Below are 15610 nucleotides of genomic sequence, written 5' to 3'. Positions count from 1 at the left end.
CGGTTGTCAAGCGGCGATCTTCGCAGTTCGACAACCGGCGATCGTACGGCCATGGGGGCGGGTTCATGGGACGACCGGAACGGCCGCTCGACCCTGACGCGGGCCCGTTACAGCGGTTCGCGCATGAGCTGAGGCAGTTACGCGCCGGGGCCCCTCGGCTCAGCTACCGCGAATTGTCCAGGCGCGCGCACTACTCGGTGACCGCACTGTCCGAGGCGGCAGGTGGGGGGATCTTTCCCACGCTGGCGGTCACCTTGGCCTATGTCGAGGCCTGCGGCGGCGACACCGAGACCTGGGAGAAACTCTGGCGAGAGGTCGCCGCGGAGCTGGCCGCCGCCGACGCCGGCGCGGAGGCCCAGATGGACCAGAACGCGCCCTACCTCGGCCTGGTCACCTTCGATCCTGACGACGCGGACCGGTTCTTCGGCCGGCGCGAGCTGGTGAACGAACTCTCCGCGCGATTACGCGACACATCCCTGCTCGCGGTGTTCGGCGCCTCAGGAAGCGGCAAGTCCTCCCTGCTTCGAGCCGGCCTGCTTCCGGCGTTGAGGAACAGCGCCGCCTCGGAAGGCCGGGACCGGCCGACGCTCCTTCTCACGCCAGGCGCGCACCCCTTGGACGAACTCGCGGTGGGCCTGGCCAACCTCAGCGGAATCTCCGCCCCCTCCCTGTACGCCGACCTGGTGGCCACCCCTTCGAACGTCCGGCTGGCGATCGGTCAGATCCTGGCGGGCAGGCCGAAGAGCGCGCGCATCGTGATCGTCGTCGACCAGTTCGAGGAGGTCTTCAGCCTCTGCGACGACCAGAGGGAGAGATCCCTCTTCCTGGACTCGCTGATCGCCGCGGCGGAGGAGACCAACGATCGAGCCCGCGTCGTACTGGGAATCCGCGCGGACTTCTACGCCCGGTGCGCCGAACACCCACCGCTGGTGGCCATGCTGCGCGATCGGCACCTGCTGATCGGTCCTATGGAGGACGACGACCTCCGACAAGTGATCATCGGCCCGGCGCTCCGGGCAGAGCTCAAGGTCGAGCGGGCGCTCGTCGAGACCATCCTCAGCGACGCGAGAGGTGAGCCCGGCGCGCTGCCACTGATCTCCCACGCCCTGCTGGAGACGTGGAAGCGCCGCAAAGGCGGCACGTTGACGCTCGCGGGGTACCGGGAAGCAGGAGGTATCCAGGGCGCCATCGCGCAGACCGCCGAGCAGATCTACGACGGGCTCGACGCAGGTGAGCGAGGTCTGGCCAGGAACGCGTTCCTCCGCCTGACGGCGCTGGGGCAGGGAACCGAGGACACGCGCAGGCGCGTCCCGCCGGCGGAGCTGCTGGCGGGGCCGGACGGGGCGGCGATGGAGGCCGTCCTGTCCCGGCTGACGGCGGCGCGGCTGCTCACCGTCGACGAGGACAGCGTCCAGGTGGCTCACGAGGCGGTGATCCGTTCCTGGCCGAGGCTGCGGGGCTGGCTCGCCGAAGACCGGGAACTCGTCCGGCTCCAGCGGCGGCTCACCGACGCCGCCACCGAGTGGGAGCAGCACGGGCGCGAGGATGAGCTGCTGTACCGGGGAACGCGACTGGCGGCCTGGGAGGACCGCGCGCTCGACCGGCTCAACGACCTGGAACACGCGTTCCTGGCGGCCGGCCGGGCACGCGCGCGCCGGGAGCGGGCGGCGGCGGGCCGTCGTGTGCGCGCGGCTCTGATCAGCCTGGTGGTGGTGGCGACCGTGGTCGGAGTGCTGGCCGTGATGGCGCTGGTGAACGCGGACCGGGCGGAGGAGGAGCGAGATCTCGCGTACTCTCGCCAGTTGGCGGCGGACGCGCGTGGCCAGCTCCAGCTGGACCCGCAGCTCGGGCTGCTGCTCGCCCGGCGGGCATACGCGGTCAGCCCGACGGAGGAGGCCACGGCCGTACTCCGGCAGGCCACCGTCGACTCGCGGATCCGGCTCATCGTTCCCATCGCCGCGGGCAAGGTCTGCGGCGTCGCATTCAGCCCGGACGGGCGACAGCTGGCCGCCGGCAGCGGGGACGGCACCGTACGGGTCTGGCGGGTGTCCGCGCAAGGGCTGCCCACCGGCGATCCGGTGGTGCTGCACGGCCATGCCGGTGAGGCGTGGAACCCCGTGTTCAGCCCGGACGGACGCTACCTGGCGACCGGCGGCATCGACGGAACGGTCAGCGTGTCCGACTGGGCCGGCGGCGGCGATCCGCTGGTGCTGCGCGGCCACCGTGGTCCGGTGTGGGGTGTCTCGTTCAACCCCGACGGGCAACGTCTGGCAAGTGCCGGGGACGACGGCACGGTGCGGATCTGGAAAGCACCGGATGGCGGCAGGTGGACCGGCGGTTCGTCCGCGGGAGGCGATGCTCCCAAGGTGCTGCGCGGCCACGATGGGCGGGCTCTGCAGGTCGTGTTCAGCCCGGACGGGCGGAGACTTGCCAGCAGCGGCGGCGACGGCACCGTCCGGATCTGGGACCCGGCCGGTAAGGCGAAAACGGTCGTGCTGCGCGGCCACGAGAATTCCGTCGAAGGACTGCAGTACAGCCCGGACGGGCGGAACCTGGTCAGCGGCAGTACCGATGGCACCGTGCGGGTGTGGGACGTGACCGGACAGAACGCACCAGCAGTGCTGCGCGGGCACGACGGCACGGTGGAGGGTACGGCGGTCAGTCGCGACAGCCGGAGGATCGCCAGCGTGGGCAACGACGGCACGGTCCGGATCTGGAACATGGCCAGCAACATCGACCCGCTCGTTCTGCGCGGCCATCGTGGTACGACGTGGAGCGCGTCGTTCAGCCCGGACGGGCGTACGCTGGCGAGCGCGAGCGATGACGGGACGATGCGGCTGTGGGACGTGGCCTACACCGGCGACGCGATGATCCTGCGAGGTCATACCGGGGGGACCGTGTACGACGCCGCGTTCGGCCCGGACGGGCGACGCGTCGCCAGTGCCGGTGTCGACGGCACGATCCGCGTCCAGAACATCGACGGCAGCGGTGACGCGCTGGTGCTGCGTGGCCACAAGGCGGACGTCCTCGGGGTCGCCTTCAGCCCGGACGGGCGGCGACTGGCGAGCACAGGTGCTGACAGCACGGTACGGATCTGGCACGCCGACGGGAGCGGCCAGGCTGTCGTGCTGCGCGGCCACAGCGGACATGTGTGGAACGCCGCCTTCAGCCCGGACGGCACGCGGGTGGTCAGCGGAGGTGACGACGGCACTGTACGGGTCTGGCACACTGACGGGACCGGAGCGCCGGTTGTCATGGACAGCCCTCAGAGCCAGGTCCGGTATGTCGGGTTCAGCCCCGACGGGCGGCGAGTGGCGAGCGCGGGCGTGGACGGCACGATCCTGATCCAGAACGCCGACGGGACCGGTCAACCTGTCATGCTGCGCGGCCACCAAGGCCTGGTGTGGTGCCTCGCCTTCAGCCCGGACGGGCGGCGGCTGGTCAGCGGGGGCAACGACGGCACGATCCGCATCTGGAACACCGACGGGACCGGAGACCCGATCGTCCTGCGCGGCCATCAGGGCGTGGTGTGGAGCGTCGGCTTCAGCCCGGACGGGCGGCAGGTCATCAGCAGTGGCAATGACCACACCGTGCGGATCTGGATGCCGGCCGAGGGGGGCGAGCCCGTGGTCTTCAGCGGCTCCGGCACTACGGTCAATTCCGTGAAGTTCAGCCCGGACGGGTGGCGGCTGCTCTCGACCTACGACGACGCCACGGTACGGATCTGGCGCTGCGAGGTATGCGGCTCCATGCACCAGGTCCAGGCACTCGCCGCCAAGCGCACCATCCGCGAACTGACCCCCGAAGAACGCAAGATCTACCTCGAACCATCCCCTTGACCTTCACTCCGCTGGGCGGCGATCTGGTCACCGACGTACAGCAGAGCATGGATGACCGCGGGGATCTGGTCGGCGATGAGCTCGACCATCGCGTTGGGGGTATCGCTTCTGCCGTCATAGATACGGCGCGCGGCGGCGAGCGTGTCGAGCGCTTCCTGCTTGTGATCCACGGGTCCGGCGCTGTCGCTCATGATCACTGCTCTCTGTCGCAGGAGAGTTGTCATGATCAGCCTATCAAGACGATCTATGGACATAACCTGCATGATGGCCATCTCTTAATGATCATGCATGCCACACGTCGGGCGATCAGAGCGACCCCGGCGCAGGAGCAAGGTCAAGCCGGAGGGTCGGAGGCCGTAGCGCAGGCGATGATCGTGGAGGTCAGATCACGCAGCGGGGTCAGCAGGCGTGGATAGTCCGCCGCGTTGAGCGCGTACAGGCGTTGTGCGCCGTTGCGGCGTACGGTGAGCAGCCCCGCGTCACGCAGGATCTTCAGATGGTGCGACACGGCGGGCTGGGACAGGCCCAGGTGGTCGGCGATGTCGCCGACGCTGCGCGAAGCGCCGGATTCGAGCAGGAACACGATGATCTCCTGTCTGCGTTCGTCGCCCAGTGCGGTGAACAGCGGCCGGGTCGTGGCGAACAGGGCCAGGACGTCCTGCGCGGCGACATGGCCGGTCATGCCGTCACCTCGGCACGCAGCTCCGTGAGGTGGGTGACGGGCAGGCCACGGGCCGCCCCTTCGGCGATCCAGTCGTCGAGCATCAGGCGCGTCTGCGCGCTCACCTTCGTGAAGTGCGCCTCAATATAGAGCGGCAGGTCGAAGGGTACGAGCAGCGGCAGCGCGCGTAGGGCCAAGGACGCGGCCCAGGCCGGGATCGCGAGCGGGGCCCGCCTTCCGTGCGATGCCGCGGCGATCGCGACGGCCTCCCGGCTCGCGTGTGCCGCGAGCGTGTACCGGGTGGCCGCGATCGACCAGCCCGCGTTCTCCAGCGCGGCGATGTAAGGCATCATCCGGGCGGCGGTGAGGTCACTCGCCCCCGCCCGCCGGGTGCGTCTGGCGCGCGCGCCGCCCGCCCGGAGCGCGGCGATCACCTGCCGGGCGCGCGGTTCCGACCCGAAGACGCCGAGCGCTGCCCCGGGCGGCGCCCAGTAGGCGATGCCGGGCTCGCACGTCTGCCCGGGCAACGGCGCCTGGTAGGCGAGAAGGGTCGGCACCACCTGGACGAGCTGCTCCGCCGGCCAGGTCCGGGTGAGGACCGCGTGGTCCTGCGGCGCTTGGCTGATGGTGACCACGGTCGCGCCGCCGGTCGCGGCGCGCAGGTCTCCCGTCCAGGCGCCGGGCAGCGCGGTGGAGTCCACGCACAACCACACCATGTCCCACTCTCCGGCCACCGGCTCGGTGACCACCTGCTGCGGCGTCAGTCGCTGCTCGACGGGCCGTCCTGGCCGGCGCAGCTTGTACAGCAGCGCGCCGTCCCCGTCCGCCCAGTGCTCCCTGCCGGGCCTGACCAGGTAGCTGACCTGGGCGCCGCCGGCCGCCAGCCACATCCCGAAGACCTGCCCCAGTGCTCCCGCACCCACCACCAGCACCTTCACCTGAACTCCATCCTTGAGAATATTTAAATATTTCGATGGATAGAGTATCTCGAGATACGGCCATAAGCACACAAGAGGAGGGGTGTGCGGGAGAGTGCCGCGACACGGCGCGTGCCAGGGAGAGGCTTCGCCGTTGAACAGGCGCAGGTCGCGACGCGCCTGTGGGCGTTGCCCGCCACAGGCGCGTCGTGCGACATCATCGGGAGGATTCGCTCCCGGGTCTTGCCGGCTACTTCACCTTGACGACGACGGTGCCGGCCAGCTTGTCGTGCAGGCACTGGTGCAGCGGCTTGTCCCAGAACTGCCAGAGCACGTTCACGAGGTAGGCGAGGTAGGCGACGAATCCGATGACGGGGATGAAGCTGAGCGCCAGCGGCCCCCAGAGCACACCCGCGCGGGTCATGACGGCGTTGGAGGACAGCGGTTCGGCGGCGTGGTTCGAGGGTGCCGACACCACACGGAGGCCCATCACCTTCTTCCCGACCGTCTGCCCGCCGCTGCGGAGCATGAAGAACTCGTAAGCGAAATAGATCGCCGCGCCCAGGACCGCGTTCAGCAGAGCGGCCAGGAAGACGCCGCTGCCGTCGCCGCTGACGAGAATGGGCGTCAGGATCATGCTGAGAATGGCGGTGACGATTCCCAGAATGACCCCGTCGATGACGCGGGCGACCAGGCGCTGCCACCACTCTGCGAGCGGGAGGGCGCCCGGGGGCTGGGCGGATCCCTGCGGCGCTCCATAGGGAGACGATCCGGCCGGCGTCGAGTGATGGCCCGGGCCGTCCTGGTGATAGGGCGACGTGCCGCTGTTGGTCATGTCATTTCACCTCGGAATGAATGTGTGGTAAATGGGCGGCCGCAGCTGCCTGCGACGATCGAACACAGCCGACAACGGAGGGAGTCGTTTTTCGCCGCCTCCGAATGGGGGTGCATCCTCGCCGCTCAGGAATCTGTGGACTCCGGCCGGCGAGTGCCCCGGGACTCACGGGCGCAGGTACGGCCTCCGTCGAGCGGGCACGCTGGGGCGGCGCCACTCACGGCCACCGCGTGCACACGCTTTCCCGCCCAGGCTTCGGGCGCCTACTGTTCCACGGGACCGAGTCCGCATGCATCAGCAAAACTACCTAGTGCGGATACGTAGGTGTCACGCGTGGGCCGGCCGTACGGGCTGCCGTCCGACTCGTGCGGCCGACCTGCCGAAGTCGTTCGGATATCGGCCTGCGCGGCTATGTCGCAAGGTGCCGAAGTGGCGCCCTGCTGCCATGGCAATGAGCGACGAAATCAGCGTTGATATTGGGGAACTCTGCGAAAGTGGTGACGGCTCGACCGGTGCTTCACTTTGCAGTGTCGTTCATTTTCATTGACAACGCGTGATAAGTGACATCATGACAGCATCGTGAGCCGAGCATGCGGCACATCGTGCTCGATACAGGGGGCCGACGGCGGCGTGACCAGCCGATAGGCATGCCGGGTGGGGTGCGTGGCTGCTGGGGAAGTTCTGCCCATCTGGTGCCTTCCCGCAGTGATCAGGCTCCCCACAGGATCGCCTGCCGCCGGGTGCCTGCGGGAGGAAGGATACGGTTGGGTCTATCCGGAAATGTCGCTGACCCAATCTATGCTTGGGCTCGAATCGAGTCGGCGTATGTATTCCGGTTCCGGGAGCTGACCGCCGGCATGGGTTGACGCAGTCGAGGCCGGGCTTGACTCCCCGGTTGTGGGTCTCGACGGACGCGGCCGGGAGGGGCATACGTGTTCGCAGGGCCATCGCACGAGCAACTGGTGGGACGAGACTCGGAGATCGCGCGGCTCGAGGACGTGGTGAGGGCTCTGACCGCGGGCCGCGGCACGGTGGTCGAGATCGCCGGGGACCCCGGGATAGGCAAGACGAGCCTGCTGGGCGTTCTGGAGGCGCTGGCCGGTCGGGCGGGGATTCGGGTGTTACGCGCTCATGCCGTACGCGGTGCGCGGGTCCACCGGCAGGCACCCGGCCGCCGCGTGCCGTACCAAGTGTTCCGCGACGCTTGGGGCGACCGGCCGAGCATGGAAGCCGTGGTCGAAGATCGGGCTTCCGGGGCCGCGGGCGCTCCCATGCATCCCCGCTTCCGGGTGGGCCGTGCTGTCCGTACTCTGCTCGCGGACTGGGCAGCGGATCATGGCGGCGTGCTGATCTTGGACGATCTTCAATGGTGCGACGAGGATTCGGCGGACCTGGCCGCCCAACTGGTCCGCACCCCTGTGCCAGGCCCACTCGTCCTCGCCGTGGCGCACCGGCCCCGGCAGACCCGGCCGCTGCTGCTGGAGGCGCTGGACCATGGTGCGCAGACCAGGACGGTGGTCCGTCTCGAACCCGGACCGCTGGTTCCCGACGCGGTGGCCTCCGTGCTGGAACGGCTGCACAAAGCCGGCGACGCTCCCGCTGCGCCGACTTCGGATCAGGGCTCCGTCGGCGTGCGCTCGTACCAGCACCTCGAGGCTCGCAGGTACGCCGAGCACCTGCACGAGGCCTGCGGCGGCAACCCCCGTAACCTGCGCATCCTCGCGGCCGCCGGGTGGCATCCCGACAGCTGGCCGGATCGCGCGGGGGCCGACCGGGACGCGCTGCTCCGCGAGTCGGCGACGCTGATCGCCGAACTGGATGAGCTCACTCCCGACGCGTCCATGACGCTCGGCGCGGCCGCCGTGCTCGGCGACCCGTTCCGCCCTGAGGATGCCGCCGCGGTCTCCGGGCTCGGCCTGGACCGGACCCTCGACGTGCTCGCTGAGCTCACCCGCGGTGACCTGGTGCGTCCGCTCGCTTCTGGCGGGCGGTTCGCCTTCCGTCACGGCGTGCTCGGGCACGTCGTCCGGCAACGCGCCGTCCCTTCGTTCCTCCTGCCCGCCCACCGCAGAGCGCTCGGCCTGCTTTCCGCGAGAGGGGCGTCGGCCGCCGCCCGAGCCAGGCACGCGGAGCATCTGACGGGCACTGACGGCGTGCCTGCCCTCCAGGTGCTCGCCGAGGGCGCGGCCGAGGTCGTCGGCGAGACCCCGGCCACCGCGGCTCGCTGGCTGCGCCTGGTATTGGATTCCTCCCCGCGTGGCGACCGGCTGACTCCGCACCGCGCCACCCTGATGCTCTCGTGCTGCCAGGCCCTCACCGCCGCCGGCCGGTTGGAAGAGGCCCGCGCCCTTGCCCACGAGGTGCTGCGTGACCAGTCGCATCTGCCCGCTGACGTCCGCCGGTCGGCGCACGCGGCCTGCTCCGACGCCGAGCGCCTGCTGGGCCGGTACGAGGAGGCGGAGGCCATGGCCCACGCGGCGCTCGAAGGGCTGTCGCGGCCGCTGCCCGATCCGCTTCCCGCCGGCATCGCCGAGCTGACGTTCAAGTACGGGCTGGTGCACCTGCTGCGTAACACCTACCGTCAGGCGCGCTCGCTGGTCCGCGAGGTCGCCGGCGCGGCGGCGGAAAGCGGGGACCTCACACAGCTGGGCGTGCGGGTGCTCGCCGCGTTCGGTGACACCTACCTCGCCGAGATGGACACCGCGATCCCCGAAGTCGCGGCGTGCGCCAGGCTCGTCGACGGATTACCCGACGCGGCGGCCATGCGCATTCCAGAGGTGCTCGCCATGGTGGGCTGTGCGGAGATGTACCTGCAACGCTTCGGGGATGCCTACCGGCACCTGCGCAGGGGGCTGAGAGTCACGAGCGGCGGTGCGCAACGGCACATCGCGACGCACCACCTTCTCGGGCTGGCGGTCCTGGACCAGTGGACGGGCCGGCTGGACCGAGCGGTGGAGTGGGCGCTGGAGGCCGAACGGGTGGCCCGCGCCATAGGCGCTGACGATGCCGCGGGGTTCGCGATGACGACGCGTGCCACGTCGCTGATGTGGGCGCGCAGCCGCCGGGACACCGCTGAGATCGTCGCGCTCGCTGAGGAGGGCTACCGCACCACGTCCCCAGGCCAGGGCTGGTGGGGAGGTGCGGCGGCGGGGCAGCTCGCCCAGATCCGGCTGATGAGCGGGGACGCGCGGGGCTGCGTCCGGATCCTGCTGGATGAAGGAGGCGGCGCGGGGTTGCCGCTGGCCCAGCCGCAGTCCCGCGCTGAGCTGCTGGCACTGCTCTCCACGGCGGCGCTGCGGTGTGGAGACCGCGACACCGCCGACCGTTCCGCCGACGACGCGGAGACGGCGGCGGCCCAGCTGGGCCTGTCGGTCCAGCGGGCGAGCGCGTGGCTGGCCAGAGCCGTGCTTCACCAGACCGATGGCGAACACGACGCGGCGGTGAGGCTGTTCGAGGATGCGGCGGACGGTTTCCGGCAGGCCGGCATGCCGGTGCGGCACGCCTGGACGCTGGTGTCGGGAGCCCCCTCAGCCGCGGTGGCCATGGGCCAGGAAGTGGCGCTGAGCTGGCTGAACTCCGCCGTGTCCGGGTCCAGGAGTTGCGGGGCGGTCAGGGTGCGCGAGGAGGCGCTACGCGTGCGGGGCGAGATGGCGGCCGCCGTGCCCGGCCCAGGAGTGGTCGTCGCCCGGTCACGCCTGCTGGGCCTGCTCACCGAACGGGAACGGGAGATCGCGGAGCTCGCGGCCGAGGGGAAGCGTTCTCGTGAGATCGCGGACCAGCTCTACCTGAGCACCAGGACGGTGGAGGCTCATCTTGCGAGGATCTACCGCAAGCTGGAGGTCTCCTCTCGAGCCGCTCTCGGGGCCGTCCTCCTGCGCATGTCCGACGTCACGGACAGGTGACCTCGCCCGCGGCTCATCGCAGCCGGGAGGCTCCAGTCGTACGCATGCGTGGGTGTATTTCGTGATCCATCACCTTGGTTACGGGCGGGCGCCGCGCGCAGCTGGATCGCGCGGGCCGTGCCGTGAGCCAGACGGGTTACGGATTGCCGATCCACGGCTCCGGGGCCAACGGCCCTGGCAGGTCATCGAAGTCGACGGCTTCGTGCGCCGGTGGCGCCACGATCTTCACCTTCGTGCCCCAGCCGGTGTAGCGGGTGTCCACGAGGGAGTGCACGGTGCGCCTGACCAGCTTGTGGTCCTCGTTGGGGATGAGGGTGTCCTTCTCGCGATGCTCAGTGATGAGGCGGACTGGCAACTGGTCCCGGTTGACGAAGAGCCGGAAAGAGACCTTGTCCACCTCGTAGACGCCGGATTCGCCGTACAGATCCTTGGCGGTCAGGGTGCCCCGGTATTCACCCGGTTTCGCGATGGTGGCCTTGGCCAGCGCGTTCTTGAGTACGGCCGGGTTGAAGACGTCGACGAGCTGATCGCCCCGCTGACCCACGCTGCCCCACGAGCTGTTGTCCTTGCCGAAACGGATCCACTTGGCCCCGGCCGGCATCTCCCCCCATCCGAAGCCGGACACGTACGTGAAGCGGCCCACCTTGATCGCTCGGGTGGGAGCCGTGTTCACCGGCAAGGTCATGCCGGGCTGGGGCTTCCACCTCGTGGTGAGGTCGTGGTTCGCCGTCCCGGACTTGACGAAGCCGATCGTGCCGGTGGTTCTGGCCACGGCGGCGCCTTTGGTTCCGCTGATGGTGCTCCTGGTCGTCTCGGAGACCAGTACGCCACGCCCGGCCACGAACTGCTTCTTCATGCTCTTGACCGGGTCAGGGGCGGTGGCGGCCTGGGCGTGGCCGCCTCCGGTGGATAAGACGGCGGTTGCTGCCAAGGCGGTGGCGACTGCGAGACGCTTCACGAGATCCTCCCGTTGAAAACCGATGGGTGCGACAGGGAATCCTGCCGTCGAGGCGTCACGGGATGATCACGTCCACGCTGTCAAGGGCGCGCAGATGGATCGCGAGGAGCGTCAGCCACCCCCAGCCGACGGCGAAGCGCAGGGCGACGACGAAGCACGCGGCGCCCAGGTCGAACGTCGGCCAGCGGCGTGCAGAGCCGGCGCTGGCCAAGCGAGAAAACAAGCATCAGCAGGCCGGTGATGACGAAGTTGGCGATCTGCGTCCACCCGGACGGGCCCAGAGTCAGTGAACTGACCGGATGCCGAAGTGGATCGTAGCTGTGTCCTCGGGGCGCGCATCACTTGTCGTCGTCCGGGAGCGTGTCCAGGACGCGTACCATCAGCTCGGCCTGGTCGACGCCGGCCAGGCCCAGCGCGCGCGGTACGGTGCCGACCTGAGCCCGCACGATCCCCAGCAGCAGGTGCGCCGGCCGCAGGTCCTTCTTGCGGGAGACGGACGCGAAGCCCCGTTCGAGCGCGAGCTTGGCCGAGGCGCCCATCTGAGTGGGCCGTTCGGCGGCACTGCTCGGCCGCGGCAGGTCGAAGGCGGCGAGAGACACCCCCGCCGCGGCCAGGCTGTGCTCGAACTCCTTGTCCAGCGCGTCGCGGATCGCCTGGTGATCGAGCCCGACCGAGGCCAGGGTCTGATGGGTGCCGGTCTCCCGCTCGGCGGCGATCGCCAGCAGGAGATGGTGCGCCTCGACGCTCGCCGAGCCGTCCTGCTGGGCTTCGAGTCCGGCCTGGTCGATAATCGTGTTGATGTAGTGGTCGATGGCGGCCATCGTCAGCGTCTCCTCAGCGTGACGCCGGCGGCGATGAGCCGCTTGGCGTGCTTCTTGTGAACGGCTTGGCGCGTCACGCCGAGCGCCTCGGCGACCTGCGGCCAGCTCCAGCCAGCGCGCATCGCCTGCTCGACGGCGTCGTCCTCCAGTTGATCGGCCAGGCGCCGCAACGCCGCCACGGCCGCCAGCCGATCGGCGGGTTCTTGGGAAACGGGGATCTCAGCAGCGGGCACGCTAGCAACCTTAGTTGACTAATCCCGCGTGGGTCAACGTCAGGCGTGGCCGCCCACGGTGATCGGGCCGAGTGTCAGCCGCGGCTCGCCCTCCAGGATCTGTCCGGCCAGCGCCACCTGCTCGTCGAGTTCGCGTAGCTGGGCGGAGGTGAGCTCGCGCAGCGTCTCCACCGTGACGGCCAGCCGGCGGCCGGACCGCCGCTGGTGCCAGACTCCCGCCACCTGCCCGTCCACGAGCAGCACCGGGAAGTTGCCCGCCTGGCCGCCGTTCAGCGCCCGCGCGGCGGCCGCGCCCGGGTACAGCAGTTCGCGCGGCCGACCGGCCACGACATAGGCATCGAAGTACGGCAGCAGGTGTACGCCCCTCGGCGGCTCGTCCGGCACCTCGGTGTCACCGGCCGCCACCCAGGCCGGGACGCCCTCGAACAGCACCTGCTCCGGCTCGGCCGCCGCGAAGGCCGCGGCCGCCCACGTGAGCGGCGCGCCGATCCACTTGGCGAACTGCTCGGACGTGGCGGGACCGTACGCCCGCAGATAGGCGTCCACCAGCTCGGCGCACCCCTCAGCCGGGCGGAAACCCTCCGGTGGGGCGGTATAGGTGACCTTGCGCCCCCTCGCCGGGCCGAACACGAACGCGCCCCGGTGCGCCGCCGTCGCCATGGCCTGCCGCCAGCGTGGCCACATCGTCTGGAAGGCCGGCATGACGAGGTCTCCCGCCCACGGTCCCGTGGCGGCGACGACCGCGTCGCTCAGCTCGTCGATCGTCAGGGCGGCTCCGGTCAGCACCTCGCGGATCGCCTCCACGACCTGGTCGGTCTGGGCGGGTGTCAGGCGGATGCCCTGGGCGTGAACGGCGTACGAGGACGGCAGCGACGACAGGGTGCCGATCCACATCGGCAGGTCGCGGGCGGGCAACAGGTGGACGGTGCCGCGCGGGCCGTGCGTCTTGACCAGGCTGCGCTCGCCCCACAGCGCCTCCCGGACACCGGTACGGGTGACGCCGTCAAGGCGGAGGCCGACCGACAGCTCGGCCGCCGACATCACCTGAGCATGGGCGCCGCACATGGCGGCGACGACGTCCGCCGGGGTGGCGTCCTTGGCGGGGGCGGTCAGGCCCTGCCGCTCCAAACGCCTGGCGCTGACCTGGGACCACGACATTTCCATCATGAGACTCACCGTAGGCGGCAATGCGGAAGGATTCGTTCCGCGTTAGACGTGGTGGGCGCGGACGATGAGATCGGCGGCCTCGGCGGCGATGGCGTGCCGCCGTTCCGGCGACAAGGGCAGCATGCCGTACGCCGTGTCGACGCGCGCCTCGGTGATCACCAGCTGCGAGAACTGGCGGGCCGCCCTGACCGGATCCGGCACCCGCAGCCTGCCGTCACCGTCGCACTCGCGCAGGTAGTCCGCCACGCCGCCGTCCAGTGACGACGAGCTCGCCCGCCAGGTGCGCTGGAGCTCCGGATGGTGGCCCACCTCCGCGATGGTCAACCGGTGCAGCGCCGCCACCCGCGGCGACAGCGCGATGTTCAGCGTCCGCTCACCGAGTGCCGTCAGGTCCTCGCGCGGATCGCCGGTGAAAACGACGGCCGCCCCCGCGGTTCCCCCGCGACCCGCCGGACCGCCCTTCGCCGACGCCTCCCGACCGCCCGCCGACCTGGCCTCCTGGATCGCGGCGAGGAAGAGCTGCTCCTTGTCGCCGAAATGGCCGTAGACGGTCTGTTTGCCGACTCCCGCCTGCGCGGCGATCGTGTCGACGCTCGCGCGGGCGTAGCCCAGGTCGGTGAAGACCTGGATGGCGGCGTCGAGGATGGCCCGGCGCTTGGCCGGTGAGCGTCGCGGGCCGTGGTCGGCCATGGTCTGTACCCACTCTCTCCGAATAGGGACTAGTCTACGAGACTAGACCGTCTAGTCTAGTTTGGAGGGCGTATGAACGCCGATGTCGTGGTGGTCGGGGCCGGACCGGTGGGTTTGCTGCTCGCCGCCGAATTACGGCTGGCCGGGGCGACGCCGCTGGTCCTGGACCGGCTCGCCCAGCCGACGAGCGAGCAGAAGGCGCGCGGGATCGGACCGCTGGCCGCGGAGGCGCTGCGCCGCCGCGGGCTGGGGGAGGCCCTGGCGAAGTTCCACGAACAGGGGCTCGCCGACAAAGCACGCGACCACGGGAGCGAGAAGGGGCACTTCGCCCAGATCCACAAGATCGACCCCGACCTCCAGGAGGAACCCGAGCGGACCGGAGCGCTGATCTGGCAGCCGGACCTGGAACGGATCCTCGCCGAGCACCTGGCCTCGCTCGACGTCCCGATCCGGCGCGAACACGAGGTGACGGCCCTGGCCCAGGACGACTCCGGCGCCACCGTGACCGTAGGAACCCCGGCGGGGGAGCGGCACATCTCCGCCGCGTACGTGGCCGGCTGCGACGGCGGCCGATCGACGGTGCGGAAGCTGGCCGGGTTCGACTTCCCAGGCACCGCTCCCACGAGTGTCGTCCGGCGGCTGAGGGGCGACATCTCCGGGATGGAGCGGCTGCCCGAGCCCGGCTGGCTGCCGACGGGGATGCTGATGTGCGCTCCCGGCATGGTGGCGACGGTCGAGTTCGACGACTTCCCCGAGGACCGCGCCGCGCCGCTGACCGGGGAGGAGATGCGGGACAGCCTGTACAGGATGACGGGCGTCGAGGTCGAGGTGGCGGCGGTCCACGACACGCTGCGCTTCACCGACGTCGCCCACCAGGCGGCCGTCTACCGGCTCGGCCGGGTCCTGCTCGCGGGCGACGCCGCCCACGTCCACTCTCCCAACGGCGGCCAGGGACTGAACCTGGGGCTGATGGACGCCGTCAACCTGGGCTGGAAGCTCGCGGCCACGGTCGCCGGGCGCGCGCCGGAGGGCCTGCTCGACACCTACACCGCCGAACGCCACCCCGTGGGCGCCGCCGTCCTGCACAACACCCGCGCCCAGTCGGCGCTGCTTCGACCCGGCGCGCACGCGGCGGCCATGCGCGACATCGTGTCGGACCTGCTCGACCTGCCGGAGGCCAACCGCTACTTCGGGCGGCTGCTGAACGGGCTCGGCACCCGCTACGACCTCCCCTACCCCGCCACCCACCCCCTGGCCGGCCGCCCCTGCCCCGACCTGCGGCTCACGCTGTCTTCCGGCGAGACACGGACCCTCGCGGACCTCGCCGCGTCCGGCCGGCCGCTGCTCGTCCACGCCCCCTCACAGCCCGAGGTGGCGGAGGCGGCGGCGGCCTGGCAGGGCTCGCTGGACGTCGCCGAGGCGACCGTCGAGGACCGCGACGGCCTGTCGGCCGCCTTCATCCGCCCCGACGGCACGGTCGCCTGGGCATCCGCCCCGGGCCCGGCCGACACCACCACCCTGACGGCGGCTCTCCACACGTGGCTGTCACCCGCGTGACGCCTTAAGGACACGGTCCCCGAGGCGCCC

Annotated in this window: 13 protein-coding genes; 3 read left to right on the top strand and 10 right to left on the bottom strand. The window is 70.5% G+C overall.

Features of this window, described 5'->3' with window-relative positions:
- Positions 1 to 65: 65 nt before the first annotated feature.
- Complete coding sequence (locus ACGFNP_RS44660) at positions 66 to 3839, top strand: hypothetical protein (protein ID WP_393329069.1); 3774 nt, start codon at positions 66 to 68, stop codon at positions 3837 to 3839.
- On the opposite strand, the gene ACGFNP_RS44655 is transcribed toward ACGFNP_RS44660, so the two are convergent.
- From ACGFNP_RS44655 to ACGFNP_RS44640, 4 genes are all read right to left on the bottom strand, one after another.
- The gene (locus ACGFNP_RS44655) at positions 3818 to 4111 is read right to left on the bottom strand and encodes a hypothetical protein (RefSeq protein WP_393329067.1); all 294 of its coding nucleotides are present in this window, start codon (positions 4109 to 4111) and stop codon (positions 3818 to 3820) included. The genes ACGFNP_RS44660 and ACGFNP_RS44655 overlap by 22 nt on opposite strands.
- 62 nt (positions 4112 to 4173) lie before the next feature.
- On the bottom strand, positions 4174 to 4521 hold the full coding sequence (locus ACGFNP_RS44650; RefSeq protein ID WP_358324091.1) for a metalloregulator ArsR/SmtB family transcription factor: 348 nt from the start codon (positions 4519 to 4521) through the stop codon (positions 4174 to 4176).
- Positions 4518 to 5438: a ketopantoate reductase family protein gene (locus ACGFNP_RS44645; protein ID WP_393329065.1), complete on the bottom strand. Its 921-nt coding sequence runs from the start codon at positions 5436 to 5438 to the stop codon at positions 4518 to 4520. Before ACGFNP_RS44645 ends, ACGFNP_RS44650 begins: the two co-directional genes overlap by 4 nt.
- A gap of 229 nt (positions 5439 to 5667) precedes the next feature.
- Positions 5668 to 6252 carry an RDD family protein gene (locus ACGFNP_RS44640; protein ID WP_358324087.1) on the bottom strand — a complete coding sequence of 195 codons (585 nt, stop codon included), beginning with the start codon at positions 6250 to 6252 and terminating at the stop codon, positions 5668 to 5670.
- A gap of 962 nt (positions 6253 to 7214) precedes the next feature.
- On the opposite strand from ACGFNP_RS44640, the gene ACGFNP_RS44635 reads away from it, so the two are divergent.
- Complete coding sequence (locus tag ACGFNP_RS44635; RefSeq protein WP_393329063.1) at positions 7215 to 10154, top strand: AAA family ATPase; 2940 nt, start codon at positions 7215 to 7217, stop codon at positions 10152 to 10154.
- A gap of 136 nt (positions 10155 to 10290) precedes the next feature.
- On the opposite strand, the gene ACGFNP_RS44630 is transcribed toward ACGFNP_RS44635, so the two are convergent.
- The 6 genes from ACGFNP_RS44630 to ACGFNP_RS44605 form a co-directional block, all read right to left on the bottom strand.
- Positions 10291 to 11112, bottom strand: a complete 822-nt coding sequence (locus ACGFNP_RS44630) for a hypothetical protein (protein WP_393329061.1) — start codon at positions 11110 to 11112, stop codon at positions 10291 to 10293.
- An 80-nt stretch (positions 11113 to 11192) separates the two neighbouring features.
- Positions 11193 to 11393 carry a hypothetical protein gene (locus ACGFNP_RS44625; RefSeq protein ID WP_393329359.1) on the bottom strand — a complete coding sequence of 67 codons (201 nt, stop codon included), beginning with the start codon at positions 11391 to 11393 and terminating at the stop codon, positions 11193 to 11195.
- Between the two features lie 57 nt (positions 11394 to 11450).
- Positions 11451 to 11933, bottom strand: a complete 483-nt coding sequence (locus ACGFNP_RS44620) for a Clp protease N-terminal domain-containing protein (RefSeq protein WP_358324075.1) — start codon at positions 11931 to 11933, stop codon at positions 11451 to 11453.
- Positions 11934 to 11935: 2 nt separating this feature from the next.
- Positions 11936 to 12166, bottom strand: coding sequence for a hypothetical protein (locus ACGFNP_RS44615; protein WP_358024478.1), 231 nt, complete (start codon positions 12164 to 12166; stop codon positions 11936 to 11938).
- A gap of 39 nt (positions 12167 to 12205) precedes the next feature.
- Positions 12206 to 13333: a winged helix DNA-binding domain-containing protein gene (locus ACGFNP_RS44610; RefSeq protein WP_393329059.1), complete on the bottom strand. Its 1128-nt coding sequence runs from the start codon at positions 13331 to 13333 to the stop codon at positions 12206 to 12208.
- 42 nt (positions 13334 to 13375) lie between these two features.
- A complete protein-coding gene (locus ACGFNP_RS44605) occupies positions 13376 to 14023 on the bottom strand; it encodes a TetR/AcrR family transcriptional regulator (RefSeq protein WP_358324070.1) in 648 nt (215 codons plus the stop codon).
- A gap of 72 nt (positions 14024 to 14095) precedes the next feature.
- Here ACGFNP_RS44605 and ACGFNP_RS44600 point away from each other — a divergent pair, with 72 nt between their 5' ends.
- Positions 14096 to 15580, top strand: a complete 1485-nt coding sequence (locus tag ACGFNP_RS44600) for an FAD-dependent monooxygenase (RefSeq protein WP_393329057.1) — start codon at positions 14096 to 14098, stop codon at positions 15578 to 15580.
- Positions 15581 to 15610: the final 30 nt, after the last annotated feature.

Source organism: Nonomuraea sp. NPDC049269 (assembly GCF_043197155.1).
In the GTDB taxonomy this organism is placed as follows: Bacteria; Actinomycetota; Actinomycetes; order Streptosporangiales; family Streptosporangiaceae; genus Nonomuraea.
Note: the sequence above shows the minus strand (reverse complement) of the source record. Positions and strands in the feature narration are given on the sequence as shown.

What these genes read in the sequence shown, in the direction of transcription:
- ACGFNP_RS44660 (WP_393329069.1), top strand. Translation starts at nt 66, where the DNA reads ATGGGACGACCGGAACGGCCGCTCGACCCTGACGCGGGCCCGTTACAG.
- ACGFNP_RS44655 (WP_393329067.1), bottom strand. Translation starts at nt 4,111, where the DNA reads ATGGCCATCATGCAGGTTATGTCCATAGATCGTCTTGATAGGCTGATC.
- ACGFNP_RS44650 (WP_358324091.1), bottom strand. Translation starts at nt 4,521, where the DNA reads ATGACCGGCCATGTCGCCGCGCAGGACGTCCTGGCCCTGTTCGCCACG.
- ACGFNP_RS44640 (WP_358324087.1), bottom strand. Translation starts at nt 6,252, where the DNA reads ATGACCAACAGCGGCACGTCGCCCTATCACCAGGACGGCCCGGGCCAT.
- ACGFNP_RS44620 (WP_358324075.1), bottom strand. Translation starts at nt 11,933, where the DNA reads ATGGCCGCCATCGACCACTACATCAACACGATTATCGACCAGGCCGGA.
- ACGFNP_RS44610 (WP_393329059.1), bottom strand. Translation starts at nt 13,333, where the DNA reads ATGATGGAAATGTCGTGGTCCCAGGTCAGCGCCAGGCGTTTGGAGCGG.
- ACGFNP_RS44605 (WP_358324070.1), bottom strand. Translation starts at nt 14,023, where the DNA reads ATGGCCGACCACGGCCCGCGACGCTCACCGGCCAAGCGCCGGGCCATC.
- ACGFNP_RS44600 (WP_393329057.1), top strand. Translation starts at nt 14,096, where the DNA reads ATGAACGCCGATGTCGTGGTGGTCGGGGCCGGACCGGTGGGTTTGCTG.